The sequence below is a fragment of the Streptomyces sp. NPDC104226 genome (assembly GCF_055584085.1).
In genome coordinates, this window is sequence record NZ_JBVJMS010000021.1 from 1 (window position 1) to 25638 (window position 25638).

General features: G+C 72.8%; 21 protein-coding genes. 8 read left to right on the top strand and 13 right to left on the bottom strand.

Annotated elements, in window-relative coordinates:
• A partial coding sequence (locus tag ACZ60J_RS39100) for a hypothetical protein (RefSeq protein ID WP_469688966.1) occupies positions 1 to 242 on the top strand: 242 nt, incomplete at its 5' end.
• A 181-nt stretch (positions 243 to 423) separates the two neighbouring features.
• Here ACZ60J_RS39100 and ACZ60J_RS39105 read toward each other — a convergent pair.
• Positions 424 to 1431: a stage II sporulation protein M gene (locus ACZ60J_RS39105; protein WP_469688967.1), complete on the bottom strand. Its 1008-nt coding sequence runs from the start codon at positions 1429 to 1431 to the stop codon at positions 424 to 426.
• A 146-nt stretch (positions 1432 to 1577) separates the two neighbouring features.
• On the opposite strand from ACZ60J_RS39105, the gene ACZ60J_RS39110 reads away from it, so the two are divergent.
• Positions 1578 to 2480, top strand: a complete 903-nt coding sequence (locus ACZ60J_RS39110; RefSeq protein ID WP_469688969.1) for an RDD family protein — start codon at positions 1578 to 1580, stop codon at positions 2478 to 2480.
• Positions 2481 to 2484: 4 nt separating this feature from the next.
• Here the strand turns inward: ACZ60J_RS39110 and ACZ60J_RS39115 are convergent, their stop codons facing one another.
• Together ACZ60J_RS39115 and ahcY are read right to left on the bottom strand one after the other, a co-directional pair.
• A complete protein-coding gene (locus ACZ60J_RS39115; RefSeq protein ID WP_469688971.1) occupies positions 2485 to 3105 on the bottom strand; it encodes a hypothetical protein in 621 nt (206 codons plus the stop codon).
• 107 nt (positions 3106 to 3212) lie between these two features.
• Positions 3213 to 4664: an adenosylhomocysteinase gene (gene ahcY / locus ACZ60J_RS39120; RefSeq protein WP_469688973.1), complete on the bottom strand. Its 1452-nt coding sequence runs from the start codon at positions 4662 to 4664 to the stop codon at positions 3213 to 3215.
• A gap of 355 nt (positions 4665 to 5019) precedes the next feature.
• On the opposite strand from ahcY, the gene ACZ60J_RS39125 reads away from it, so the two are divergent.
• Together ACZ60J_RS39125 and lepB are read left to right on the top strand one after the other, a co-directional pair.
• Positions 5020 to 7110, top strand: coding sequence for a fructose-specific PTS transporter subunit EIIC (locus ACZ60J_RS39125; protein WP_469688975.1), 2091 nt, complete (start codon positions 5020 to 5022; stop codon positions 7108 to 7110).
• Positions 7111 to 7227: 117 nt separating this feature from the next.
• Positions 7228 to 7980 (top strand): signal peptidase I, encoded by a 753-nt coding sequence (gene lepB / locus ACZ60J_RS39130; protein ID WP_469688977.1) that lies wholly within the window; start codon positions 7228 to 7230, stop codon positions 7978 to 7980.
• Positions 7981 to 8049: 69 nt separating this feature from the next.
• Here the strand turns inward: lepB and ACZ60J_RS39135 are convergent, their stop codons facing one another.
• The 6 genes from ACZ60J_RS39135 to ACZ60J_RS39160 all read right to left on the bottom strand — a co-directional run bounded on the left by ACZ60J_RS39135 (position 8050) and on the right by ACZ60J_RS39160 (position 14023).
• On the bottom strand, positions 8050 to 8994 hold the full coding sequence (locus ACZ60J_RS39135) for a cation diffusion facilitator family transporter (RefSeq protein WP_469688979.1): 945 nt from the start codon (positions 8992 to 8994) through the stop codon (positions 8050 to 8052).
• A 93-nt stretch (positions 8995 to 9087) separates the two neighbouring features.
• Entirely contained in the window at positions 9088 to 10260 is a 1173-nt protein-coding gene (gene manA, locus ACZ60J_RS39140) for a mannose-6-phosphate isomerase, class I (protein ID WP_469688981.1), read from the bottom strand.
• Positions 10261 to 10300: 40 nt separating this feature from the next.
• Complete coding sequence (locus ACZ60J_RS39145; RefSeq protein WP_469688983.1) at positions 10301 to 11434, bottom strand: SIS domain-containing protein; 1134 nt, start codon at positions 11432 to 11434, stop codon at positions 10301 to 10303.
• 82 nt (positions 11435 to 11516) lie between these two features.
• Positions 11517 to 11705: a Trm112 family protein gene (locus ACZ60J_RS39150; protein WP_382981572.1), complete on the bottom strand. Its 189-nt coding sequence runs from the start codon at positions 11703 to 11705 to the stop codon at positions 11517 to 11519.
• Between the two features lie 494 nt (positions 11706 to 12199).
• Positions 12200 to 13570 (bottom strand): phosphomannomutase/phosphoglucomutase, encoded by a 1371-nt coding sequence (locus tag ACZ60J_RS39155; RefSeq protein ID WP_469688985.1) that lies wholly within the window; start codon positions 13568 to 13570, stop codon positions 12200 to 12202.
• Between the two features lie 78 nt (positions 13571 to 13648).
• Positions 13649 to 14023 (bottom strand): DUF3499 domain-containing protein, encoded by a 375-nt coding sequence (locus ACZ60J_RS39160; protein ID WP_469688987.1) that lies wholly within the window; start codon positions 14021 to 14023, stop codon positions 13649 to 13651.
• Positions 14024 to 14138: 115 nt separating this feature from the next.
• Here ACZ60J_RS39160 and ACZ60J_RS39165 point away from each other — a divergent pair, with 115 nt between their 5' ends.
• Positions 14139 to 14633 (top strand): metallopeptidase family protein, encoded by a 495-nt coding sequence (locus ACZ60J_RS39165; RefSeq protein WP_469688989.1) that lies wholly within the window; start codon positions 14139 to 14141, stop codon positions 14631 to 14633.
• A gap of 353 nt (positions 14634 to 14986) precedes the next feature.
• Here the strand turns inward: ACZ60J_RS39165 and ACZ60J_RS39170 are convergent, their stop codons facing one another.
• The 3 genes from ACZ60J_RS39170 to ACZ60J_RS39180 form a co-directional block, all read right to left on the bottom strand.
• Positions 14987 to 16477 (bottom strand): DUF5719 family protein, encoded by a 1491-nt coding sequence (locus ACZ60J_RS39170; RefSeq protein WP_469688991.1) that lies wholly within the window; start codon positions 16475 to 16477, stop codon positions 14987 to 14989.
• Positions 16474 to 20142 carry a glycosyltransferase gene (locus ACZ60J_RS39175; RefSeq protein WP_469688993.1) on the bottom strand — a complete coding sequence of 1223 codons (3669 nt, stop codon included), beginning with the start codon at positions 20140 to 20142 and terminating at the stop codon, positions 16474 to 16476. The genes ACZ60J_RS39170 and ACZ60J_RS39175 overlap by 4 nt, the downstream gene beginning before the upstream one ends.
• 370 nt (positions 20143 to 20512) lie before the next feature.
• Positions 20513 to 20776, bottom strand: coding sequence for a WhiB family transcriptional regulator (locus tag ACZ60J_RS39180; protein ID WP_112450237.1), 264 nt, complete (start codon positions 20774 to 20776; stop codon positions 20513 to 20515).
• Positions 20777 to 21435: 659 nt separating this feature from the next.
• On the opposite strand from ACZ60J_RS39180, the gene ACZ60J_RS39185 reads away from it, so the two are divergent.
• From ACZ60J_RS39185 to ACZ60J_RS39195, 3 genes are read left to right on the top strand one after another with little or no spacing between them, the layout of a single operon-like run.
• Complete coding sequence (locus ACZ60J_RS39185) at positions 21436 to 21987, top strand: cysteine dioxygenase (RefSeq protein WP_469688995.1); 552 nt, start codon at positions 21436 to 21438, stop codon at positions 21985 to 21987.
• A 30-nt stretch (positions 21988 to 22017) separates the two neighbouring features.
• Positions 22018 to 22977, top strand: coding sequence for a 2-phospho-L-lactate transferase (cofD, locus tag ACZ60J_RS39190; RefSeq protein WP_469688997.1), 960 nt, complete (start codon positions 22018 to 22020; stop codon positions 22975 to 22977).
• A 53-nt stretch (positions 22978 to 23030) separates the two neighbouring features.
• Positions 23031 to 24356, top strand: a complete 1326-nt coding sequence (locus tag ACZ60J_RS39195) for a coenzyme F420-0:L-glutamate ligase (RefSeq protein WP_469689000.1) — start codon at positions 23031 to 23033, stop codon at positions 24354 to 24356.
• 19 nt (positions 24357 to 24375) lie between these two features.
• On the opposite strand, the gene ACZ60J_RS39200 is transcribed toward ACZ60J_RS39195, so the two are convergent.
• Positions 24376 to 25440, bottom strand: a complete 1065-nt coding sequence (locus ACZ60J_RS39200; protein ID WP_469688999.1) for a DNA-3-methyladenine glycosylase family protein — start codon at positions 25438 to 25440, stop codon at positions 24376 to 24378.
• Between the last annotated feature and the right edge of the window lie 198 nt (positions 25441 to 25638).

Here is a 25638-nt window from a genome sequence, read left to right on the forward strand (position 1 = left end):
TTTTGGCGTTGATTTTTGGCACGCTGTTGAGTTCTCAAGGAACGGACGCTTCCTTTGTACTCACCCTCTCGGGCTTTCCTCCGGGCTTTCGTTCTATTTTGTTCTTGCGTTTCAGACTCTATCAGAGTCCGTCTCGCTTGTTTCCCGCCTTCCAGGTCATCCGCATTTCTGCGGTTTCCCTTTCCGGCGAGTCCGACTCTATCAGAAGTTTTCCACCGGATTTCCCGGCTTCAGTTTCCTGAATGAAGAGTTGGGTGTGCCCACTTGGAATTCAATTCCTGGGGGCGAGAGAGACTTTAAACCATCGCTGCCGAACTTGTCCAGTTCGAGGCAACCGTTCGAATCTACCTCCCCGCTGTCACCGTGTCAACGGTGTTTGCGGGACGACGAGGAGACTAGCAGCTCAGCACGCTCGTACGCACATCAGGCCGCGGTGGGGAGCGTCGCCGTCCGGTCGGCGCGTTCGACGTCGCCCACGTCGCCGGCACGGGCGGCGCGGCCGCCCAGGACGTAGACGTAGAGCAGGAAGGCCAGCTCAGCGGCCACGCCGATGGTGATGCGGGCCCACGTGGGCAGGCCCGAGGGGGTGACGAAGCCTTCGATCAGGCCCGAGAGGAACAGGACCGCAGCCAGGCCGATGGCCATGCCGAGGGCGGCGCGGCCCTGTTCGGCAAGGGCCTCGCGGCGGGTGCGGTGGCCCGGGTCGATGACCGTCCAGCCCAGGCGGAGCCCCGTACCGGCGGCGACGAAGACGGCCGTCAGTTCGAGCAGGCCGTGCGGAAGGATCAGGCCGAGGAAGACGTCGAGGCGGTCGGCCGAGGACATCAGGCCGATGCCGACGCCCAGGTTCAGCATGTTCTGCCACAGGATGTACAGGACCGGCAGGCCCAGGAAGCCGCCCAGGACCAGGCAGATCGCGGCCGCCTGGGCGTTGTTCGTCCAGACCTGGGCCGCGAAGGAGGCCGCGGGGTGGCTGGAGTAGTACGTCTCGTACCCGCCGCCCGGCTTCGTCATCGCCTTCAGGTCCTCCGGAGCCCCGATCGCGTTCTGGATCTCCGGATGGGTGGCTATCCACCAGCCGACGAGCACGCCGACGGCGGTGGAGATCAGTGCCGTGGGTATCCACCAGCGGCGGGTGAGGTAGACGGCGGCCGGGAACCCCGACGTGAAGAAGCGGGCCGCGTCGCGCCACCCGGAGCGGCGGGTGCCCGTCACCGTGGCGCGGGCGCGGGCCACGAGCTGGGTCAGGCGGCCCGTGAGCATCGGGTCGGGGGTGCTGGACTGGACGAGGGAGAGGTGGGTGGCCGTGCGCTGGTAGAGCGCGACGAGTTCGTCGGCCTCGGCTCCCGTGAGGCGGCGGCCCCGGCCCAGGAGCTGTTCCAGGCGGGCCCACTCGGCCTGGTGGGCCGCAACGAAGACGTCGAGATCCATGTGGTTGGCGCTCCCCTGCCCCTGGTCCCTGCCGGTTTCTCCTACTGCTTGCTTCGTCAGCTTGGCAGACTGGAGGCCGATGGGGCGGGGCAGGGCGCGTGAACGTGAAGGCGTGAACGTGAAGGCGTGAAGGGGTGTGTGCGTCGGTGAGCGATCTGGTGACAGGGGACGCGGTCGTCCTGGGGCTGCGGCCGGCGAGGCTGCCGAGCCGGGCGCTGGCGATCCTGCTCGACCTGCTCGTGTACGTCGCCGGGTACCTGCTGATCTCCATCGGGCTGGTCCTGGCCACCGCTTCGCTCGACGGGGCTGCCCAGGCGGCCGTGTCGGTGGCCTCGTTCGTCCTCGTCCTGGTCGGTGTGCCGATCGCGGTGGAGACGCTGAGCCACGGGCGGTCGCTGGGCAAGCTGGCGTGCGGGCTGCGCGTGGTGCGCGACGACGGCGGGCCGATCCGGTTCCGGCACGCGCTGGTGCGCGGGGCCTTCGGGGTGTTCGAACTGCTCATGACCTTCGGGTCGGTGGCGTGCATCGCCTCGCTGTTCTCCGAGCGCGGGCGGCGACTCGGGGACGTGTTCGCGGGGACGCTGGTCGTCCGGGAGCGGGTGCCGGGGGCGCGGGTGATGCCGGTGCCTCCGCCGCCTCCGTGGCTGGCCGGGCGGTTCGGCGGGCTGGATCTGTCCGCGGTGCCGGACGGGCTGTGGCTCGCGATCCGGCAGTACCTGACGCGCATGGAGCAGCTGGATCCGCAGGTGGGGGCCTCGATGGCGGCCCGGCTCGCGGACGATCTGGTGGCGCGTACGGGGGCTCCGCCGCCGGTCGGGGTCCCGGCCGCCGCGTTCCTGATGGCCGTGGTGCACGAGCGGCAGTCGCGCGACGCCGCACGGGCCTTCCGGCAGCAGCCGGCTCCCGGGGCGGCTCCCGTTCCGTACGGACAGCCCGCGCCCGTGGTGATGCCGCCCGTGGTGGCTCCGGCGGTGGCGCCCGTCGTGGCTCCCGTGGCTCCCGTACCGGTGGAGCAGCCGAAGGCGACCGGGTTCGCGCCGCCCGCCTGACCGGCTAGTCGGAGAAGGCCGACGGCGGGGTCTCCAGGTGTTCGAGCTCGATGCCGGGGGCCGAGAGGACCACGTCCCCGGCGATGTGGACCGTGTGGACCTCGCCGGTGTCCAGGGCGGTGACCCGGTACTCGTCGACCAGGAGCGGGCCGCTGTCCGTGGGGTGCTCGGCGCGGTCCAGGAGGGCCCACGCCTGGTCGGTCGTACGGGCCGCCAGGACGGGGTCGGTCAGGGCGACGAGGCGGACGCGGGTGGCGGGTGCGCCGGGGGCCAGGTGCAGCAGCCGGGCCGTGGCGACGAGGAAGGCCGGGGAGGTGCCGGTGAAGCCGGCGGCCCCGGGGACGTTGCCCTCGGTGGCTTCGGCTCCGGCGGGGTCGGTGCGGACCCAGGTGATCCCGTCGATGGCGGCGCCGCGGACCTGCCAGCTGGAGGCGTTGACCTCGAGGCGGATGGGGCGGCCCAGTTCGTCGACGGCCAGGTCGACGGAGCCGCGGTGCGCGCCGTCGGGCGCCGTGAGCTGGGAGACGTAGCGCCAGCCGGAGGGGCCCGGGGCGCAGTGGAAGTGCTCCTCGCCGAGGGGGGTGTGGTCGTGCGGGTCGTGGAGCGCGTAGCGGCCTCGGGGCATGGGGCGTCTCTCTGGGTGTTGCCGGGTTTCGGGCGGGTACGGGGCAGGCCCCCGGCACGGATGCCGGGGGCCTGACCTGACGCGTCGGTGCTGCGGATCCGTGGGGATCAGTAGCGGTAGTGGTCCGGCTTGTACGGGCCCTCGACCTTGACGCCGATGTAGGAGGCCTGCTCCGGGCGCAGGGTGGTCAGGCGGACGCCGAGGGCGTCGAGGTGCAGGCGGGCCACCTTCTCGTCGAGGTGCTTGGGGAGCACGTAGACGTCGGTGGGGTACTCGGCCGGCTTGGTGAAGAGCTCGATCTGGGCCAGGGTCTGGTCCGCGAAGGAGTTCGACATCACGAAGGACGGGTGGCCGGTGGCGTTGCCCAGGTTCAGCAGGCGGCCCTCGGACAGGACGATGAGGACCTTGCCGTCGGGGAACTTCCAGGTGTGGACCTGGGGCTTGACCTCGTCCTTGACGATGCCCTCGATCTTCGCGAGGCCGGCCATGTCGATCTCGTTGTCGAAGTGGCCGATGTTGCCCACGATGGCCTGGTGCTTCATCTTGGCCATGTCGGCGGCCATGATGATGTCCTTGTTGCCCGTGGTCGTGATGAAGATGTCGGCCGTCTCGACGACGTCGTCCAGGGTCGCGACCTGGTAGCCGTCCATGGCCGCCTGCAGGGCGCAGATCGGGTCGATCTCGGTGACGATGACGCGCGCGCCCTGGCCGCGGAGCGACTCGGCGCAGCCCTTGCCGACGTCGCCGTAGCCGAAGACCACGGCGGTCTTGCCGCCGATGAGGACGTCGGTGGCGCGGTTGATGCCGTCGATGAGCGAGTGGCGGCAGCCGTACTTGTTGTCGAACTTCGACTTGGTGACGGCGTCGTTCACGTTGATCGCCGGGAAGAGCAGGGTGCCCTCGGCCATCATCTCGTAGAGGCGGTGGACGCCGGTGGTGGTCTCCTCGGTGACGCCGCGGATCTCGGACGCGAGCTGCGTCCACTTCTGCGGGGCCTCGCCCAGGGTGCGGTTGAGGAGGGTGAGGATGTGGGCGTACTCCTCGGAGTCCGCCGTCGACGGGTCCGGAGCGGCGCCGGCCTTCTCGAACTCGACGCCCTTGTGGACGAGGAGGGTGGCGTCGCCACCGTCGTCGAGGATCATGTTCGGGCCGCCGGTGGGGGTGTTCGGCCAGGTCAGCGCCTGCTCCGTGCACCACCAGTACTCCTCCAGCGTCTCGCCCTTCCAGGCGAAGACGGGGACGCCCTGCGGGTTCTCCACGGTGCCGTTCGGGCCGACCGCGATGGCGGCGGCCGCGTGGTCCTGGGTGGAGAAGATGTTGCAGGAGGCCCAGCGGACGTCGGCGCCGAGGGCGACGAGGGTCTCGATGAGGACGGCGGTCTGCACGGTCATGTGCAGGGAGCCGGTGACGCGGGCGCCGGCGAGCGGCTGGGTGGCCGCGTACTCCCGACGGATCGACATCAGACCCGGCATCTCGTGCTCGGCAAGGGTGATCTCCTTGCGGCCGAACACGGCGAGGGAGAGGTCCGCGACCTTGAAGTCGGTGAAAGCGGCAGTCATGGTGTGCTGCTCCTCGTGCTGTAGAGAGGTTGGGTACGGCTGAGCCGTGCACCGTCCGTGGGACGACGCACGTGGCGCTCAGTCCGTCGGGGGTCCTCTCTCCCCTCGGCCGGTCTCGAAGACCGCCCGACCGCCATCAGCAGCGACGCCTGACACTGATGACGAATCTACACCGATCGGCGGAGCGGGGCCCAGGCAACGTGAGATCAAGTCGCCGCTGGTGTTCGGGGCCTACGGCACAGAATTCAGGGCCTTTCGGACTTTTGATCCGCCCCTTACATGCGCGACGATGCCGGTGGGCCGGGTTGTACGCGCGATCCCGGCAGGACAACGCACGTGTCGTGAGGAGATTCCAGTGACCAGTCCGGCAGGCCCTCCCGAAGGCGGGGACGCGAGCGGGCGCAAGCCCGTGAAGATCGTCGCCGTTACCGCGTGCCCCACCGGGATCGCGCACACGTACATGGCCGCGGAGAAGCTCCAGCAAGCCGGTGACCGGCTCGGGATATCCATCAAGGTGGAGACCCAGGGCTCGATCGGGGCGGAGAACGTGCTCTCTGACAACGATGTCAGGGAAGCGGACGCCGTCATCATCGCCGCCGACAAGGAAGTCGACCTCGACCGGTTCGCCGGCAAGCGGGTGCTGTCCACGGGCGTCGCGGACGGCATCCACAAGCCCGAGGAACTGATCCAGCGCGCGCAGAGCGCGCCCGTGCAGGCCGGAACCTCGGCGGCGGCGGGCGGTGGCGGCGCCGGTGGCGGTGGCGGCCACCAGCGCAGTCAGGCGTACAAGGCGCTGATGAACGGCGTCTCCCACATGATCCCGTTCGTGGTCGTGGGCGGTCTGCTGCTGGCCGTCTCCCTGTCCCTCGGCGGGCACGCGGACGCCAAGGGCGGCCTGGTCATTCCCGACGGGACCTTCTGGTTCTACGTCAACAAGCTCGGCGTGACCGGCTTCTCGCTGATGCTGCCGATCTTCTCCGGCTACATCGCCTACGCGCTGGGCGACCGGCCGGCCCTCGTACCCGGCATGATCGGCGGCTTCCTCGCCGCGGACGCCGTGCACATCTACGGGGCCGAGGCGAACGCCGGCTTCCTGGGCGCCATCGCGACGGGCTTCATCGCGGGCTATCTGGTCATGTGGATCAAGAAGGTCAAGGTCCCCAAGGTCATCCAGCCGATCATGCCGATCATCGTGATCCCGATCGTGTCGACGCTGGCCCTGGGCCTGTTCTACATCTACGTGATCGGGCAGCCGATCTCCTGGGTCTTCACGCACCTGACCGACTGGCTGAACGGGATGACCGGCTCCAGCGCGATCGTGCTGGGCACCATCATCGGCCTGATGATCGCCTTCGACATGGGCGGTCCGGTCAACAAGACCGCCTTCCTCGTCGCCGTCGGCCTGATCGGCACCAACAACCACGTCATGGGCATGGCCGCCGCGGCCATCCCCGTCATGCCGCTCGGCCAGGGCCTGGCCACGCTGCTGCGCCGCAAGCTCTACAGCGACGAGGAGAAGGAGACCGGGCTCGCCGCCCTGTTCATGGGCTTCTTCGGCATCTCCGAAGGAGCGATCCCCTTCGCCGCCGCCCGCCCCGCCCAGGTCATCCCCGCGAACATGCTCGGTGGCGCGGTGGCCGGTGCGATCGCCGGTGTGGCCGGGGTCCAGGACTCGGTGCCGCACGGCGGTCCGATCGTCTCGCTGTTCGGTGCGATCAGCGGCGTCGCGATGTTCTTCGTGGCCATCGCGGCCGGTGCGGTCGTGACCGCGCTGACGACCAACGCGCTGATCGAGTTCAAGCTGCGCCGCGAAGGCGTGGCCACCGGAGCCGGCGCCGGCGCCGGGGTCCTCGCGCCCGAGCCGGCCCTGGTCGGTGCGGGCGCCCCCATGGGCGGCGGCGCGGCCGTCGCCGCGGGTGCGGGTGCCGCAGGGGCGGCCGTACGGGCACAGCAGCCGGCCGCGGCCGCGGCGGGCCCGGGCGCAGCGCCCGAGGTGCTGTCCGGGTACGTCACCGAGCAGACCGTGAAGACGGAGCTGGCCTCGGACTCCAAGGAGGCGGCGATCCGCGAGATGGCGGAGATGCTGGCCACCACCGGCAACGTCGCCGACGTGGACGAGCTCGTACGGGTCGCCCTGGCCCGGGAGGCGCAGGGCACGACCGGCCTCGGCGAGTCCATCGCCATCCCGCACGCCAAGACGGACGCGGTGACCCGCCCGACGGTGGGCTTCGCCCGGTCCGACGAGGGCATCGAGTGGGGCGCGCTGGACGGGACGAAGGCCCGGCTGGTCTTCATGATCTCCGTACCGGAGGCCGCGGCCGGGGACGAGCACCTGCGGATCCTGGCGCTGCTGTCCCGCAAGCTGATGGACACCGGCTTCCGCGAGCGCCTCCAGGCCGCCCCCGGCAAGGCCGAGATCCTGGACGTGCTGCGCGAGATCCAGTAGCCGCGCGACCTCCTCTCAGCGCCCTCGGGCCCCGTACCCACCTCGGTGGGTACGGGGCCCGAGGGCGCTGCGTACGCTTCGCCGGCCGACACTCGGCTTGGGGCGAAGGGAACGGACATGGGGCGGGAACAGCGCAGGCCGGGGCGGCGCAGGGGCATCTGGGCGGCGGCTCTCATGGTGCTGGGCGCGGTGCTGTTCGTGGGGGCGGGGAGCTGGACCAGGTTCGTCCTCGCGGACGAGTACCGGATGGCCGCCCTCCCCTCACAGTCGATGCTGCCCGCCTACTCCCCCGGAGACCAGGTCTGGTTCGCGCGGACGGCTCCGCCGGAGATCCGGCACGGGGACGCCGTGGTCGTCCTGGCCCCGCCCTCGTGGGTGGACGGGGCAGGGCTGCGGAACGGCCAGCAGGTCTTCGAGCGGGTGGTGGCCCTCGGCGGGGACCGCATCTCGTGGGCGCCGGGTCAGACGAGTCTGATGCTGAACGGGAAGCCCCTCGTCGAGCCGTACCTCAAGGACCCGGCCGTGCCGGCGACGGTTCCCTTCGACGTCACGGTGCCCGAGGGGCGAGCGTTCCTGATGGGCGACAACCGCTCGAATTCCTACGACTCGCATCTGCGGACCCGCAACCGGGACCAGGGAACGGTACCGATGTCGGCCGTGTGGGGGGTCACGCTGGCCGAGGTGCCGGACGCGGTGGCCGTCGCCGGGCTCGTGGGCATGACCGGTGTGCCGGTCTTCCTCGTCGGCTGCGGGCTCGGCATCGGCTCGCTGGTGGCCCGGCGGTGGGCCGCGAAGGCGGCGTCGAGCGCGGGGCCCACCGGTCCGGGGCAGCCGGCGTGGTCGTACGGGGCCGCCGCATCCTCCGACTGACCGGAGCGTGACGTGGAAGAGGCCCGCCTGCATGCGCGCAGGCGGGCCTCTTGCGTGTCACGCTCCGGGTCAGACGCCCGGGTTGGTGCCCTTGGCGGCGGCCTCGGCGTTGTAGATGTCCGGCTCCAGGTAGATCACGCGGGCGATCGGGACGGCCGCGCGGATGCGGGCCTCGGCGGCGTTGATGGCGTTGGCCACCTCCGTCGCGGTGTCGTCGCTCTGCACGGAGATCTTCGCGGCGACCAGGAGCTCCTCGGGGCCGAGGTGCAGGGTGCGCATGTGGATGACGCCGGTGACCACGTCACCGTCGACGACGGCGGCCTTGATCTTCTCGACGTCCTCGATGCCGGCGGCCTCGCCGAGCAGCAGGGACTTGGTCTCGGCGGCGAGCACGACGGCGATGACGATGAGCAGGATGCCGATGCACAGGGTGCCGATGCCGTCCCAGACGCCGTTGCCGGTCAGCAGGGCGATGCCGACGCCGCCGAGGGCGAGGACCAGGCCGATGAGGGCGCCGAAGTCCTCCAGGAGGACCACCGGGAGCTCGGGGGCCTTGGCGCGCTTGATGAACTGGCCCCAGGTCAGGTTGCCGCGGATCTCGTTCGACTCCTTGATCGCGGTGCGGAAGGAGAAGGACTCCGCGATGATCGCGAAGACGAGGACGCCGACGGGCCAGTACCAGTGCGTGATCTCGTGCGGGTCGTGGATCTTCTCGTAGCCCTCGTAGATGGCGAACATGCCACCGACGGTGAACAGCACGATGGAGACGAGGAAGGCGTAGATGTAGCGCTCGCGCCCGTACCCGAAGGGGTGTTCCGGGGTCGCCTCGCGCTGGGCCTTCTTGCCGCCCAGGAGGAGCAGGCCCTGGTTTCCGGAGTCCGCCAGCGAGTGGACGCTTTCCGCGAGCATCGACGACGAGCCGCTGAAGACGAAGGCCACGAACTTGGCCACCGCGATGGCCAGATTGGCGGCGAGTGCCGCCACGATCGCCTTGGTACCGCCCGACGCACTCATGGTTGCGATGTATCCCTTCCTCGGTGCGGCGCCCCGGGCCGGGACGCCGCGCTACGGCCGCAGATTCTCACAGCCACCGAGAGGGACGGTACGTCAGACCACCACGGTGGCACGGAAGACGGTGCCGGTTCCCGACAGTTCGACCTTTTCGCCTGCCGGTACGAAGACCGATTCGCCCGGGAACAGCGCGAGTTCGCCGGACTTCGGGGACTGCGCCCGCGGGGAACCGGCCGTGCACAGCAGGATCTGCGCGGCCCCGTCGGGGAGGATCCGGGGGGCGCCGCCGGCGGCCAGGACGAAGCGGGAGAGCCGGAACTCGTCGATGGGGGTCTCGTAGACCTCCTCGCCGTTGCCCTCCGGGCGCAGGATGCCGGGGTCTCCGGGCTCGAAGAGGGTGACCTTCAGCAGCTCCGGCACATCGACGTGCTTGGGGGTGAGCCCGCAGCGCAGGACGTTGTCGGAGTTGGCCATGAGCTCGACGCCGAGGCCGTCGAGGTAGGCGTGCGGGATGCCGGCACCCAGGAACATGGCTTCGCCGGGCTGGAGTTGCACGTGGTTGAGGAGCATCGCCGCGATGACGCCCGGGTCGCCCGGGTAGTGGTGGACGAGTCCGGCGTACGGGGCGTACGCGCCTCCGAGCCGTTCGGCGGCGGCAGCGGCCTCGGTGACCGTACGGGCCATCTCGGCGCGGTCTGCGGTCAGGACGGCGGTGAGCACCTCGCGCAGGGCCGCCTCCTCGGGGTGTGCCCGCAGGAGGTCGGCGTAGGGCTTCAGCGAGTTGACGCCGAGGCCCTCCAGCAGGGCGGCGGCTTCCAGCGGCGGACGGAATCCGGAAAGGCCCTCGAAGGGGGTGAGGGCGCAGACCAGCTCGGGCTTGTGGTTGGCGTCCTTGTAGTTGCGGTCCGGTGCGTCGATCGGGACGCCCCGGCGCTCCTCGTCCTCGAACCCGGCCCGTGCCTGGGCGAGATCGGGGTGGACCTGGAGGGAGAGCGGGGCGCCGGCGGCGAGGACCTTGAAGAGGAACGGGAGCCTGGGGCCGAACTTGCGGACGGCGGCCACCCCCAGTTCGCCTTCGGGGTCGGCCGCGATGACGTCCGAGAGGGCCCTCTCGCCCGCTCCGCGGTCGAGGCGGGAGGGGGCGCCGGGGTGGGCGCCCATCCACATCTCGGCCTGGGGTTCGCCGGTGGGGGCGACTCCGATGAGTTCGGGGATCGCGGTCGTCGATCCCCAGGCGTAGGGGCGGATCGTGTTCGTGAGGCGGTCCATCGGTCGTCTTCCTGGGTGAGAGGCGCGCGCGTGCTGCGCCTCAGCTGTGTCCCCCGGAGGCCAACGCCAGGTAGGCGGTGGCGAAATCCGTGACGGCGAGGAGTTCGGCGAGCTGTTCCAGCTCGGTGCCCTCCTCCGGTGCGAGCTCGCTGATGGCCGTGTCGTGGCTGAGGGCGAGTTCGCGGGCGGCAGGGGCGGCTGTCAGTCCGCCTGCGGGCCGGTCGCGCAACAGGACGATGCGTGCGCGAAGGGCCTGCGGTTCTTCCACTCGGTCGCGGAAGAAGTCGTCGGGGTCGGCGCCGGCGGCGAAGTCGCCTGCGAGCAGGACCCCGTGGGCCGGGAGGGCCTCGGGAAGGTCGGCGGCGAGTGCGGGCCGGCCGGCGAGTTCGGCGAGGGTCGCGGCGAAACGGCGCCCGGCCGGTCCCGCGGCGGCGCCCTCGCTCCAGATGAGCGGGAGGGAGTCGGCGAGCTCGGCGGCGAGGGTCTTGGCCGGGTTGGAGTACGTGGCGATCGCGGGGCCGCAGCGTTCGGCCGTGCGGTCGAGCCGGTCGGCTACGAGCTGCAGGGTGTGCGGGGCGGCGGTGATCAGGCCGACCCGGTCGAGGAGCACGAGCAGCGGGGTCAGCAGGGCCCAGAGGGCGCCGGGGCCGGCCGCGGCCGACTCGTCGTACTCCTGGTACGGAGCCTTGGCCATCGGTACGAGGAGCCCGTGCGCGCCGTCCACCGCCTCGCTCAGCGGCGCGCGCTCGGGGGCGACGGCGACGACGGTGCAGCCGCGCCGGTAGGCCTGCTCGGCGAGGACCCCGAGGCCGGGCTCGGTTCCGTCGGTGGTGGCGATGAGCAGCAGGTCCACGGGCCCGGCCCAGCCCGGCAGCGTCCAGCGCAGGGCCCCGGCGGCGTGCGCGACGCCGGTCGGATGCAGCCGGATGACGGGCGCGGAGGCTCCGGCGAGGGCGCCGAGCAGGTCGGCGACCCCGGTGGCGGCGGTGCCGGGCCCGGCGATGAGGACCGCGCGGGGGCGGCCGTCGGGGCGCAGCTCGCCGAGGCCGGCCTCGGCCGCGTGCCGGGCCGCGGTGCGGACCCGTGCGCCGGCGTCGGCGGCACCGCGGAGCAGGCCGCGGCGGTCGGCGCGGGCGAGATCGTCAGGTGCGTCGAGGAGCGACTCGTCGAGCATGGCGGCCTCCGGCTGTGTCTGTGACGGAACCTGCGTGGGTCGGAACCAGTCTCGGCGCCCGCGCGCGGTGGCGGTAGGAGGCTCAGGCGGGACGGCGCGCCTCGTCGACGAGGAGCACGGGGATGCCGTCGCGGACCGGGTAGGCGAGACCGCAGTCCTGGCTTCCGGTGCAGATCAGCTCGGGGGCCTCCGCGTCGGCCGACTTGTCCTCGAGGGGCGAGTGGCAGGCGGGGCAGGCGAGGATCTCCAGGAGGCCGGCTTCGAGCGGCATGTGCGGTTCCCTTCGGGGATGCGGATGTGGCCTGGTCAGCGTACCGCCGAGTCACCTCTGGTGGCGGGTGGAGTGGCACCACCGGTGCGGGTGGGGCAGTGCCCCCGGTGCGGGGTGGAGGCGCTCGGCGGTACGGGGTGATCGTGCGGGTCCGCTGCTGGGGCTCCGCCCCAGGCCCCGCGCCTCAAACGCCGGCGGGGCTGGATTTGGGCGGGGTGGAGCATTCCGTGCGGGGCCATCGCCGAGGCTCCGGTCCGGGGCCCTTACCTCGACCACCGGCGGGGCTGGATTTGGCCCTGGGCAGAGCCTTCCCTGCGGAGCCGCTGCTGAGGCTCCGGCCCGGGGCCCGTACCTCGACCACCGGCGGGGCTGGATTTGGCCCTGGGCGGAGGCTTCCCTGCGGGGCCGCTGGGCGGGCTCCGCCCCAGGCGCCGTGCCTCGAGCGCCGGCGGGGGTGGATTCGGCCGGGGCGGAGGCTTTCCTGCGGGGCCTCGTCAGGCGCGGATCAGGGAGAGGACCTCGTCGTGGATCTTGGTGAGGGTGGCTTCGTCGCGGGCTTCGACGTTGAGGCGGAGCAGCGGCTCGGTGTTGGAGGCGCGGACGTTGAACCACCAGTCGGCGGAGGTCGCGGTGAGGCCGTCCAGTTCGTCCAGGGTGACGCCCTCGACGGCTCCGTAGGTCTCCTTGACGGCGGCGAGGCGGTCGGCCTGGTCGGCGACGGTCGAGTTGATCTCGCCGGAGCCCGCGTAGCGGTCGTAGGAGGAGACGAGGTCCGAGAGGGGACCGTCCTGGCCTCCGAGGGCCGCCAGGACGTGGAGCGCGGCGAGCATGCCGGTGTCCGCGTTCCAGAAGTCCTTGAAGTAGTAGTGCGCCGAGTGCTCGCCGCCGAAGATGGCGCCGGACTTGGCCATCTCCTCCTTGATGAAGGAGTGGCCCACGCGGGTACGGACCGGGGTGCCGCCGTGCTCGCGGACGACCTCCGGCACCGACCAGGAGGTGATCAGGTTGTGGATCACGGTGCCGGTGCCGCCGTTGCGGGCCAGCTCGCGGGCCGCGACCAGGGCGGTGATGGCGGACGGGGAGACGCCCGCGCCCCGCTCGTCGACGATGAAGCAGCGGTCGGCGTCGCCGTCGAAGGCGATGCCGAGGTCGGCGCCCTCGGCCAGCACGCGGGCCTGGAGGTCGACGATGTTCTTCGGGTCGAGGGGGTTGGCCTCGTGGTTGGGGAAGGTCCCGTCCAGTTCGAAGTACAGGGGGACCACGTCGAGGGGGAGGCCCGCGAAGACGGTGGGGACGGTGTGGCCGCCCATGCCGTTGCCCGCGTCGACGACGACCTTGAGGGGGCGGATGGCGGTGAGGTCGACCAGGCCCTTCAGGTGGTCGGCGTAGCCGGTGAGGGTGTCCTGCTCGGTGACGGTGCCCGGGACGGTGCCGGCGGGGATCGCCGGGGCGCCCTCGTCGCTCCACTTCTCGGCGAGCTCGCGGATGGTGGAGAGGCCGGTGTCCTGGCCGACCGGGGCGGCGCCGGCCCGGCAGAGCTTGATGCCGTTGTACTGCGCCGGGTTGTGCGAGGCGGTGAACATCGCGCCGGGCAGGTCCAGCTTGCCGGAGGCGTAGTACAGCTGGTCGGTGGAGCACAGCCCGATGAGGGTGACGTCGACGCCGCGGGCGGCCGCGCCGCGGGCGAAGGCGGCGGACAGGCCCGGGGAGGAGGGCCGCATGTCGTGGCCGATGACGATGGCGGAGGCTCCGGTGACCTCGACGAAGGCGGCCCCGAACAGTTCGGCCAGGTGCTCGTCCCACTCGTCCGGCACGACGCCCCGTACGTCGTACGCCTTGACGATGTTCGAAAGATCGGTGGCCACTGCCTGCCCTCCGTAAGGTGATGTGCGGTGAGGCAAACCTACCGTGGACGCAGTGCGGCTTTTCAGATCAACTGAATGTCAGGAGTCAGGCGAACGCAGGACGCGCAGGTGTCCGCGACGGGTCTCCCCGGGGGTGGAACCACCCTGACCGGTACCACCCGCTCCGGTCGCGCGCTCCGGCGGGCGGGCCGCCTCGCGGACGGCGTTGGCGAGGGCTTCGAGATCGTCACCCGTGGGACGCGAGGGCGCGGACCCGTCGGTGAGGCGTACGACGTCCCAGCCGCGCGGGGCGGTCAGGCGCTCCGAGTGCTCGGCGCAGAGGTCGTAGCAGTGGGGTTCGGCGTAGGTGGCGAGCGGGCCGAGAACTGCGGTCGAATCGGCGTAGACGTACGTCAGAGTCGCGACGGCAGGGCGGCCGCACGCGGTGCGCGAACAGCGACGTACAAGGCTCACGACGTTGGACGGTACCGCACTCTTGACCGGGCCGCGACGACTCGCCCCCCGGCCGCTCCCCCGTGTCGTCCGATCTCCCCCGTCCCGGGGGGCATGTGCGGGCTACCCTGCGGGGGTGACGGACAGCACTCTGCCTCCCCCTCCCGTGCCCCCGGCCGCCTCGCTGCCCGGCGGGTCCCCCGCCGGTGCGCCACGGGTGCGGCGGCGCGACCGGCACGGGCGCGGGATGCGCGGGCCGGTGGCCCCTCCGCAGGTGCCGCTGTCGGCGAGCCGGGGGGAGCTCTTCGGGGACCTCGTACGGGACTCCGTGGAGCGGCTGGAACGGCGGTGGCCGCAGCTGGCCGACGTGGAGTTCATGGTCGGAGACGTGCCGGGGCCGCCGGGGGGCTCGGAGACCGGATGGAACGACGAGGCGGTGCAGTTGGGGGCGCTGGTGGAGGCCTCGGGGGGGCGGGCCGCGCGGATCGTGGTGTTCCGGCGGCCCGTTGAGATTCGGGCGAAGTCTCGGGACGAGCGGGCGATGCTGGTGCACGAGATCGTGGTGGAGCAGGTCGCGGAGTTGTTGGGGCTGTCGCCCGAGACGGTGGATCCGCGGTACGGGTCGGACTAGCCCGGGCCGGCCCGGACCCGTCGGGTCTGGCCTGCCTGTGGCGTGGTGGCCCCCGGTGCCGGGGGGCGCCGGGCGGCGGTGCGGGGAGGCGGGCCCTGCGGGGCTGTCCCCTACCCGCCCTTCCACCGTTCCCAGGGCTCTGCCCTGACCCGGTCCTCAAACGCCGGACGGGCTGAAAGGCAGGGGTACCGGGCTGCGCCCGGAGCCCCCTGGGCTCCGCCCCAGACCCCGCGCCTCAAACGCCGGCGAGGCTGGACTTGGCCGGGGCCGAGAGAGGGCCCCGGGCTGCGCCCGGACCTCCCTGGGGCTCCGCCCCAGACCCCGGTTCGCAAACGGCGGACGGCTTGAGGGAGCTACTGGGTCAGGACCGTGAGGTCCTGGGTGGCCTTGGGGACTGCGACCGTGGAGTGGTCGTCCGAGAGGGTCTGGGTGGTGAACATCGGGATGCCGTCGCGCGGGATCGTCAGGGTGCGGGACGCGTGGACGGGGCCACCGGAGACGGTTTCCACCGTGAGGGCGTAGGCGCCCTTGCCGCCCGCCGGGGCGAGGGTCAGGGTCTGTGTGGTGCCGCCCTTGACCGTGACGTCCTGGGAGGCGGGTTCGCCGCCGTCGGTGCCCGGCGAAGCCGTCACCCTGACCGTGGCGTCGGCTCCGGGCGGGGCCGTCAGGGAGAGGAGGGTGGCGTTCTCCTCGGGGCGGTTGTCGGCGACGGTCGCCCGCGTGCCGACGGGGGCGGCGGCCTGGATGAAGCCGGTCTCCTGCTTGGCTCCGCTGCCGCGGACCACCCGGAGGGCGGCGACCACGGGGACGACGGGCTTCTTCTCGTCGGCCGGTGACAGGACGAGGGAGCCCGGTTCGCCGCGGGTGACGTCCTTGAGGTCGACGCTCGCGGTCATGCCGGCCTTGACGTGGAGCTGCTCGCTGCCCGCGGGGCTGATCGAGCCGGTCGGCCCGGCCAGCTTCACCTTGAGGTCCGCGTCCTCCTCGCCGGGGGCGAAGGCGACCAGCCGTACCGAGGTGGCGTCCGCCGGGATGCCGGGCAGGACCAGGGTCCCCGCCGGGTCCACGGAGGCGGGCAGCCAGTCGGAGCCGACGCCTTCCTCGCCCGCCTGGGCGGTGGCCCCGACCCGGCCCGCGCGGGTGGTCACGTGGGCGGTGACGTCCGCGAGCTGTGCGCCGGGGGCGAGGGAGGCCAGGGAGATGGCCTTGCTGGACTTCGGGTCGATGCGGATGTTCTCGCTGGTGCCCGCTTCGGCCTTGACCACGCCGTCCGGGCCGAACAGCTTGATGTCGACCACGGCCGCGGTGTCGTCCGGGTTGGTGAGGTGGACGTAGTCCTCGCGGCCCTTCGCGGTGCTCACGCCGGGGAACCAGAAGTCGGTGCCGGGCGGGGTGCAGCCGACGCCGAGCAGGCCGCGGGTGCGGCCGACGGAGACGACGGTGGTCTGCTGCGCGCTCCAGCCGGGGGCGAGGAAACCGTCGGCGACGCCGCTGAGCGCGGGGGCCTCGGCGCCGGAGGCCTTGGCGCCCACGGGCTTGCCGGGCTCCTTGAGTTCGAGGACGGGCTTGGCTTCCTTGGTGGCGCCCAGGAGCCGGGCCGTGCCGGTGCCGCCCGCGGCGGCCTTGCCGGGGGTGATCGCCGTGTACAGGGTCTCGGCGATGTCGGAGGTGCTGGGGGCGGGGCACACCAGCAGGGACCGCTCGACGGGCATCCGGGCCGCCGGCTTGCCCGCCGCGGCGGCGGAGGCACCGCCGGCGGCGGGTGCGGTGAGGGTGGCGAGGCCGGTGACGGCGGCCAGTGCGGCCGTGACGGCGGCCAGCGTGAGGGGTACGCGCTGCTTCACTGCTGGTGGCTCCCGTCCGGACGCGGGGCGTGCTGCCCGTCGTGCTCGCTGTCGTGCCGGCCGTAGGTGTCGTATCCGGTCTGGGGATCGGGCTGCTGCTGGTAGGGCATGTACGGCTGCTCGTACTGCTGGTCGTACTGCCCATCCGGCTGGTACGGCTGCTCGTACGCGGTGCCCTGGTGGCCGGTGTACTGCTGCGGCTGCTGCTCGTACGCGTACTGGTCGGGCTGGTTGTACTGCTGCGGCCGCTGCTCCTGGCCGCCGCCGTAGGCGTAGCCGCTCTGGTCTCCGTACGCGGGCTGCTGGTAGGCGTACGCGTCGTCGCCGTACGCCTGCTGCGCCGGGATCTGCGCGTACGGGTCGGCCGCGACGGCTGCCTCGGCGGGGGCTGCCTCGGGCTGCGCCTCCTGCTCGGACTGCTCGCGCAGGCGGCGGGCCCGGCGGCCTTCGCCGGCCTCCTCCGCTGCGGGGGCGTCCTCCTCGGGCAGGTCGTCGTCGAGGCGGGCGCGGCGGCCGGGGAGGGCCATCACGAGGAGCACGAGGGCGAGCAGGCCCTGGACCCCGTGCCAGGCGGTCCGGGTGAGGGCGTCCTCGTGGACGAGGTCGAGCTCGCCGGCGTCCGCCGGGAGTTCGAAGCCCTGGGCCCAGCCGTCGAGCGTCTTGGCCTTGAGCGGCTTGCCGTCGAGGGTGGCCTGCCAGCCGGGGTCGGCCTGGTCGGCGATCCGCAGGACGCGTCCGGCCTCGCCCGCCGGGATCTTGGTGTGCGCCTCGACGGGGCCGGAGGCGACGGGGATGGGTGCCTCTCCGGGCTTGCCGGAGACGATGACGGCGCGGGCGACCTGCCGGTCGACGCGCCACAGGGCGCTGCCTTCGAGCTTGCTGAGGCGGCTGAGGCCGGGGGTGGCGTCCAGGACGCGGCCGATTTCCTGGGGTGCGCCGTCGCGGACCAGGACGTAGCGGATGGCGAAGCCGCCGAGCTGGTCGGTCTGGTCGGCGCCGGAGCCGGCGACGAGGCTGGAGACGACCTTGTCGAGGCGGGCGTCGCTGCCGGCCCGGGCGGCGAGTTCGGAGTCGCCGAGGCGGCCGCCGGAGCCGCGGACCAGGCTGTAGGAGAGGGCGGCCGGGGAGTCCGCGCCGATGACGAGGGTGCGGGCCTGGTCGCGGGTGCCGCTCTCCTCGGCGACGAAGGCGGGCACCTGGACGGGGTCGCGGCGCTCCAGCGGTCCGGCGGCTCCGCTGAGCATCCAGCCGGCCGCACCGGCCAGCGGGCCGAGGGCGGCGGCGAGCGCGATCAGGGCGGCGAGGGGCTGGCGCCAGCCGAAGCTGCGGGCGGCGACGCGTTCCTTGGCCCCGTCGGCGCCGATGACGGCGGCGGCCAGCAGGGCGAGTCCGTAGACGAGGGTGGCGGGGCCGGCCCAGGTGGTGCGGTTGACGAGGACGGCCAGGACCAGGGCGGCGAGCGCGGTGGCCCAGGCGGTGCGTACGGCGAACTGCCGGTCGGCGCGCAGCAGGGCGGCCAGGGCGGCGAGGACGACGCCGAGGAGGATCAGGCCGCCCGCGGTGCGGGGGCCGCCGGGGCTGATCCCGAGCAGGTCCAGGGCGGTGGCCGAGCCGGCTCCGTAGGGCAGTCCGGCCTCGCGCAGGAAGTTCGCGGGGTGGGTGAGCAGGCTCAGCGACCAGGGGGCGAGGACGAGGAGGGGGACGCCGAGCGTCGCGAGGAAGCGGGGCCCGTACGTCTTCCAGTGCGCGCGGCGCAGGACCAGCGCGGCGGCTCCCAGGAGGGCGGCGAGCGGCCAGACGACGGGGGTGAAGGCGGTGGCCAGGGTCAGCAGGAGGGTGTAGGTCCAGGCGGAGCGCCAGCTGCCCTCGTCTTCGCCGAAGCCGAAGGCGGTGACGGCGGAGCGGGCGATGAGCGGGAGCAGGATCGCGAGGACGGCGGTGCCGAGGCGGCCGCCGGCGAGGGCTCCGGTGACGGCGGGGAGGAAGGCGTAGGCGACGGCGGCCCAGGCGCGCAGCAGCCGGGATTCCACCAGGGGCCGGGAGGCGAAGTAGGCGGTGAGTCCGGCGAGCGGGACCGAGCAGACGAGCAGCAGGGTCAGGGCGGCGTTGGTGGAGCCGAGGAGCAGGGTGGAGAGGGCGCCGAGGACGGCGAGGTAGGGCGGTGCTCCCGCGGTGGTGCCGGTGCCGACGGGCTGCCAGTCGTCGCCGTAGACGCGCCAGAGGTCGAGTCCGCCGTCGGGGGCGGGGAGCAGGGCTCCGCCCATGAGGGAGCCGCCGCCGAGGAGGGAGCGGCAGGCGATGACGGAGACGAGCAGGAGGAGGGCGAAGAGGACGGGCGCGGGCTTGCGGGCGATCCGCTTGAGGCGCGCGAACTGTTCGATCTCCAGGTAGTCGGCGTCGTCTCCGCCGGGTCCCGATTCGACGGCTCCGCCGTGCCGTCCGGCGGTGGCGGCCTCGGTGTCGCCGTCGGCGCCGAAGTAGCCGGCGAGCTGTTCGGCGTTGGCGCGCAGGCTGGCGCCGGGCGGCGGGAAGAGGGGGCGCAGTTCCTTGGCGGGGACGGCCGGGCGGCCCCTGCGGCGGCGGGCTCCGAGGATCCGGCCGGGGCGCAGCAGGGTGGCGAGGAGGCCGGTGATCTCGTCGACGGCCTGTCCGGGGGCCTTGCCGACGAGGTAGGCGAGGGTGCGCAGGACGGTGCCGAAGAGGATGCGCAGCAGGACGTACGGGAGGGCGCGGCCGGGGCTGTTGGCCAGCATCGTGTAGACGGCGCCGGCCTTGTCGACGCGGTGCGGGCTGGCGGCGGACCGGCCGACGCAGTCGACGGTGCGGCGTTCGCGGGCGGAGGCCTCGGCGTGCCGCAGGACGGCGTCGGGGGCGATGAGGACGGTGTGGCCGGCGCTCTGGACGCGCCAGCACAGGTCGACGTCGTCGCGCATGAGGGGCAGGCGGCGGTCGAAGCCGCCGAGGGCGTCGTACACCTCGCGGCGGATCAGCATGCCGGCGCTGGAGACGGAGAGGACGGGCTGGACCTGGTCGTGCTGGCCCTGGTCCTGTTCGCGCCGGTCGAGGCCGGTCCAGCGGCGGCCGCTGCGGGCGATGGTGACGCCGACTTCGAGGAGCTGCTTCTTGTCGTACCAGCCGCGCAGCTTGGGGCCGATGACGGCGGCGTCGGGGTTCTCGTCGGCGACGCGCAGCAGTTCGGCGAGGGCGTCGGGCTCGGGTGCGCAGTCGTCGTGGAGCAGCCAGAGCCACTGGACTGGTTCGCCGTGGGGCAGGTCGGGGAGGTCGTACGCGTCGTCGCGCCAGGTGCGGCTGACGGGGTCCCAGCCGGAGGGGCGCTTGAGGTACGGGAGTTCCTCGGGGGTCAGGGTGCCGGCGGAGCGGGCGGCTTCGTCGACGGCGGCCCCGAAGCCGGTGCGGCGGGCGAGGTGCAGGACGCGGTCCTCGCCGAGGGCCTCGCCGAGCAGGCGCGCGGAGTCGTCGGCGCTGCCGGTGTCGGCGGCGATGTGGCTCTGGGCGGGGCGTTCCTGGCCGAGGAGTCCGGCGAGGGTCCGGGGCAGCCAGCGGGCGCCGTCGTGGGCGACGAGTACCGCGGTGACGACGTGCCGGGGGAACTGTGGTGCGGCGGCAGCCTGGTGGGAGGCGCTCGACTGGCTGTGCAGGGACATCGCGGTACGGGCCCTCCGGCCGGGGGTCCGGGGGTGGTGTGCCCTCGGAGGCTGCTGGACAGCGCCCCACCCTAACGGCTGGGAACACAGCGGTCCGCCTCCTGCGGGGAAGGTGCGGGAGGCGGACCGTTTGCTCTGCTCGTTGCCGTGCCGGTCGTGCTGTTCGCCGTGGTGCGTTTTGTGCCGGTGCGTGTGGTTCGGCCGCTGCCGTGTGTGAGGCCGGGTGCACAGGCGGCTATGCCGTCGGGCCTGCCGCTCGACATGCCCTCGGGTCCGGCGCCGGATGTGCCGTCGGCTATGTGGCCGGATATGTCGTGGGCCGTACCGCGGGCCCTGCCGTGGGCGCCGTTCGGTGCGCGCCGTGGGCGCTTCAGACGGCGGCCTTCTTCAGGCGGCGCCGCTCGCGCTCGGACAGGCCGCCCCAGATGCCGAACCGCTCGTCGTTGGCAAGGGCGTATTCAAGGCATTCGGAGCGGACCTCGCAGGCGAGGCAGACCTTCTTGGCCTCGCGGGTCGAGCCGCCCTTCTCGGGAAAGAAGGACTCGGGGTCGGTCTGGGCGCAGAGAGCTCGCTCCTGCCATCCGAGCTCTTCGTCCGCCTCCTCGACCAGCAGTTCCTGAACCAGCTCGGTCATGTGCGCCCCTCGCTCTGTCTGTGCGTCCCCGTGGTCATGTCGTCACTCATCGCTACGTAACGACACGAGTGAAATTACAAGTGCGGGGCTCCAGCGCAGTCAAGCCGAGATCTGCTATTGGGCCCCTTATTCACTCTGCGGAACCAAGCCTATGCAGAAAGTGTTCATATCGCCAAAAATCGTGACACATGCCACACGTGTCACAAGCGGGACTCCCTCCCCCGTAGTCGACGCGTCACTCTGTGGTGGGGTTCCGATCCGGCCGAAGAAGCGGCGTAGATCACATTTCAGCCACAGAAGGGCATCGCACGGCTTTACGGGTTTGAAAGTCGCCACAGCGGCTGCAGCTCGACTCGCAGCGCCACATCCCCTGACATCGACTGCACAAACCTTTCTCCGGGCACGGTAACCGGATGAGGTGAAACTTTTCTACCAAATCGGACATTGGGTTGACAGTCCGGCCCCCCACCCGCTCTTCTTGTACGCATGTCAGCGCCCTCAGCAGTCACCCGGACCCCCATTCGTGGGTTCCTGTGCGCTGCCCAGGTTCGCTGTTGCTGTTGCAGCTGTTGATGCCTCGGGAGCCCCGGCTCCTTTGAGCTCCAGCTCGCCCCCCACAGCAACCGCCGCATGACTGACATCCGTCGAGGAACCCCCCGATGAACAGCACCAGCACCCTGAACGCCACCCCCGCCGCCGCCGCTGTCCCCGCCCCGGCGCCCGTCGAGAGCGACCTCCAGATCGCCGGCGACATCCTCTCCGTCCAGCACCTCCTGCAGCCCGCCCGCGAGCACCCGGCCACCGTCGCCGAGTTCGTGGGCCTCGCGCGTTCCATCGCCGCCGACCGCTCCCAGTGGGAGCACCTGGTCCAGTACGACGCCACGAGCCGCTGGTACCACCGGCTGCGCACCGGCCCCGGCTACGAGGTCTGGCTCCTCAGCTGGGTCCCCGGACAGGGCAGCGGCCTGCACGACCACGGCGCCTCCTCCGGCGTGCTGACCGTCCTGGACGGAGAGCTGACCGAGCACACCGCCGGCGGCCCGCTCGCCCTCGGCGCCGGCTCCCAGCGCGTCTTCGCCCCCGGCTACGCCCACGAGGTGCAGAACGACGGCCTCGACGGGGCCGTCAGCCTGCACGTGTACTTCCCCGGCCTGACCGAGATGCCGATGCACAGCTGCTCCCCGGCCCTGCCCGAGGCCCTCTCCGTCTGACCTCGGCCCCCGCCTGGCACACTGCGCGGTATGCGCATTGTTGTTCTGGCCGGCGGCATCGGCGGCGCCCGCTTCCTCCGAGGTCTCCAGTCCGCGGTTCCCGACGCGGACATCACGGTCATCGGCAACACCGGTGACGACATTCACCTGTTCGGGCTCAAGGTCTGCCCCGATCTGGACACCGTGATGTACACCCTCGGCGGTGGCATCAACGAGGACCAGGGCTGGGGCCGCACCGACGAGTCCTTCACCGTCAAGGAGGAACTCGCCGCGTACGGGGTCGGACCGACCTGGTTCGGCCTCGGTGACCGCGATTTCGCCACCCACATCGTCCGTACGCAGATGCTCGGTGCCGGCTACCCGCTCAGCGCCGTCACCGAGGCACTCTGCGACCGCTGGCAGCCCGGGGTCCGGCTGCTCCCCATGTCCGACGACCGGGTCGAGACCCACGTCGCGATCACCGACTCCCAGAGCGGCGAGCGCCGCGTCATCCACTTCCAGGAGTACTGGGTCCGCATGCGTGCCGCGGTGGACGCCGAGGCCGTCGTACCCGTGGGCGCCGAGCAGGCCAAGCCCGCGCCCGGCGTCCTGGAGGCCATCGCCGCCGCCGACGTGATCCTCTTCCCGCCGTCGAACCCCGTGGTGTCGGTGGGGACCATCCTCGCCGTGCCCGGCATCCGCGAGGCCGTGGCCGCCGCCACGGCGCCCGTGGTGGGGCTCTCCCCCATCGTCGGGGGCGCCCCCGTGCGCGGGATGGCCGACAAGGTGCTCGCCGCCGTCGGCGTCGAGTCCACCGCCGCGGCCGTCGCCCTGCACTACGGCACCGAACTGCTCGACGGCTGGCTCGTCGACACCGCCGACGCTCAGGCCGTCGCCGAGGTGGAGGCCGCCGGCATCACCTGCCGGGCGGTCCCGCTGATGATGACCGACCTGGCCGCCACCGCCGAGATGGCGCGGGCCGCGCTGGAACTGGCGGAGGCCTCCCGGTGACCGGCGCGCAGGTGCCGCCGACGGGCGGGGAACCGGAGACGGCGGAGGAGGACCTGCCGCGCACGTTCCTGGTGCAGGCGGTCCACGGGATCCCCGAGGTGCGGCCCGGGGACGACCTGGCGGCGCTGATCGCCGCCGCGACCGACGTCCCGGTCGCCGCCGGCACCCGTACCGGCACGCGGCTGCGCGACGGGGACGTCCTGCTCGTCACCTCGAAGATCGTCTCCAAGGCGGAGGGCCGGATCGTCCGTGCCGATTCGCGCGAGGAGGCGATAGACGCCGAGACCGTACGGGTCGTCGCGCGCCGCGGGACGCTGCGGATCGTGGAGAACCGGCAGGGCCTGGTCATGGCGGCGGCCGGGGTCGACGCCTCGAACACCGAGGCCGGCACCGTCCTGCTGCTGCCCGAGGACCCCGACGCCTCGGCCGCCGCGATCCGGGCCGGGCTGCGGGAGCTGCGGTCCGTGGACGTGGGCGTCATCGTGACGGACACCTTCGGGCGGCCGTGGCGCACCGGGCTCACCGACGTGGCGATCGGCGCGGCCGGCGTCCACGTACTGGACGACCTGCGCGGAGGCACCGACGCCCACGGGAACCCGCTGAGCGCGACGGTCGTCGCGACCGCCGACGAGCTGGCCGCCGCCGGCGACCTGGTCAAGGGCAAGGCCCGGGGGCTGCCGGTGGCGATCGTGCGCGGCCTGGAACACGTGGTGGGCGAGGGGTCCTCCGCGGCCGACCTGGTGCGCTCGCCGGCCGACGACATGTTCCGGCTGGGCACCTCGGAGGCGGTACGGGAAGCCGTGACGCAGCGGCGTACCGTACGGGCCTTCACGTCCGAGCCGGTGGACCCCGGCGCGGTCCGGCGCGCGGTGGCGGCGGCCGTGACGGCCCCGGCCCCGCACCACACGACGCCGTGGCGGTTCGTCCTGCTGGAATCGGCGGGCGCGCGGCTGGAGCTGCTGGACGCGATGCGGGACGCCTGGATCGCGGACCTGCGGAGCGACGGGAAGTCCGAGGAGTCCATCGCCAAGCGGGTCCGGCGGGGCGACGTCCTGCGGGCCGCGCCCTACCTGGTGGTGCCCTGCCTGGTCACGGACGGCGCGCACGACTACGGGCACGCGCGGCGGGACGCGGCGGAGCGGGAGATGTTCGTCGTGGCGATGGGCGCGGGCGTGCAGAACTTCCTGGTCGCGCTGGCCGGGGAACGGCTGGGCTCCGCATGGGTGTCCTCGACGATGTTCTGCCGGGACGTGGTGCGCAAGGTGCTCGGGCTGCCGGAGCACTGGGACCCGATGGGTGCGGTGGCCGTCGGGCACGCCGCGGTTGCTCCCGCGGAGCGGGCGCAGCGGGCGGCGGAGGAGTTCATCGAGGTCCGCTGACGGGCCCCGGGGCCGGCCCTCAGAGCCTGCCGATGTCACCCCGGGGCATCCGGGGGGCTCGGCGGGGCGGGGCGGCGCCCGCCAGGAGGACGAGGCGGGCCGCCCGGTGGCGCTGGCCGGCGTAGGGGGCGAGGAGCTCCAGCATGGCGGCGTCGTCGGCGTCCCGGTCCCCGGCCAGGGCGTAGCCGATGATGCCGGGCAGGTGGAGGTCACCCGTGGTGACCGCGTCGGCGGCGCCGTTGCTGCGCTGGAGGGTTTCCGAGGAGGTCCACGGGCCGATGCCGGGGATCGCCTCCAGGCGGGCGGTGGCCTCCGGCAGCTCCATCGCGGCGGCCTCTTCGAGGCGGGCGGCGGAGCGGGCTGCGCGGACGATGGTGGCGGAGCGTTTGGCGTCGACTCCGGCCTTGTGCCAGTCCCAGGAGGGGATGAGCGCCCAGGTGCGGGGGTCCGGCATCACGTAGAGGTCCGGGACGGGGGCCTGGCCCGGAGGCTGGCCCTGGCCGTGACCCTGGCCCGTGCCCGGGGCCGGCTCGCCGTACTGGCATACGAGGCGGCGCCAGGCGCGGTACGCCTCGTCGGCGGTGACCTTCTGCTCCAGGACCGTCGGGATCAAGGACTCCAGCACCAGGCCGGTACGGGTCAGGCGCAGGCCCGGGCGGCGGCGGTGGCTGGCGTGCACGAGCCGGTGGCGGGGGACGAAGGCGGCCGGGTCGTCGGCGGCGCCGAGCAGTTCCGGCAGGCCGTCGAGGATCCAGTCCGCGCCCGGGCCCCAGGCGGTGGCGGTCAGCTCGGGCCCGGCCCCGTCCCGGCAGACCCGGAGCGTGGCCGGGCCGGCGGGGGTACGGGTGGCTCGCCAGACCGTGCCGGGGGTGATGCGGAAGGTGGGGTCGGCCGGGCCGCGCCTGAGGGGGCCGAGGACCAGGCCCAGGTCCAGGGGGCCGGGTGGGGTCCACGTGCGGGTGGCTCCGCCGGTGGGGGCGGGTGGGGGTGCGGGTGCGGGTGCGGGTGCGCCGGGGGGTGGGGGCACCGTGGTGCGGCCGCCGCGGATCGCGGTGCGAGTGAGGGGGTCGTAGCGGCCGGCCATGCCTTGAGCGTAGCCCTGCGGGGCCGTCCCCTACCCGCCCTTCCCCCGTTCCCCGGGCCGGCCCGGACCCGCGCCTCAAACGCCGGCGGGGCTGGAAGGGGCCCCGGGCTGCGCCCGGACCCCCTGGGGCTCCGCCCCAGACCCCGCGCCTCAAACGCCGGCGAGGCTGGAATTGCCCTACGGGCAACCCAGCCCCGC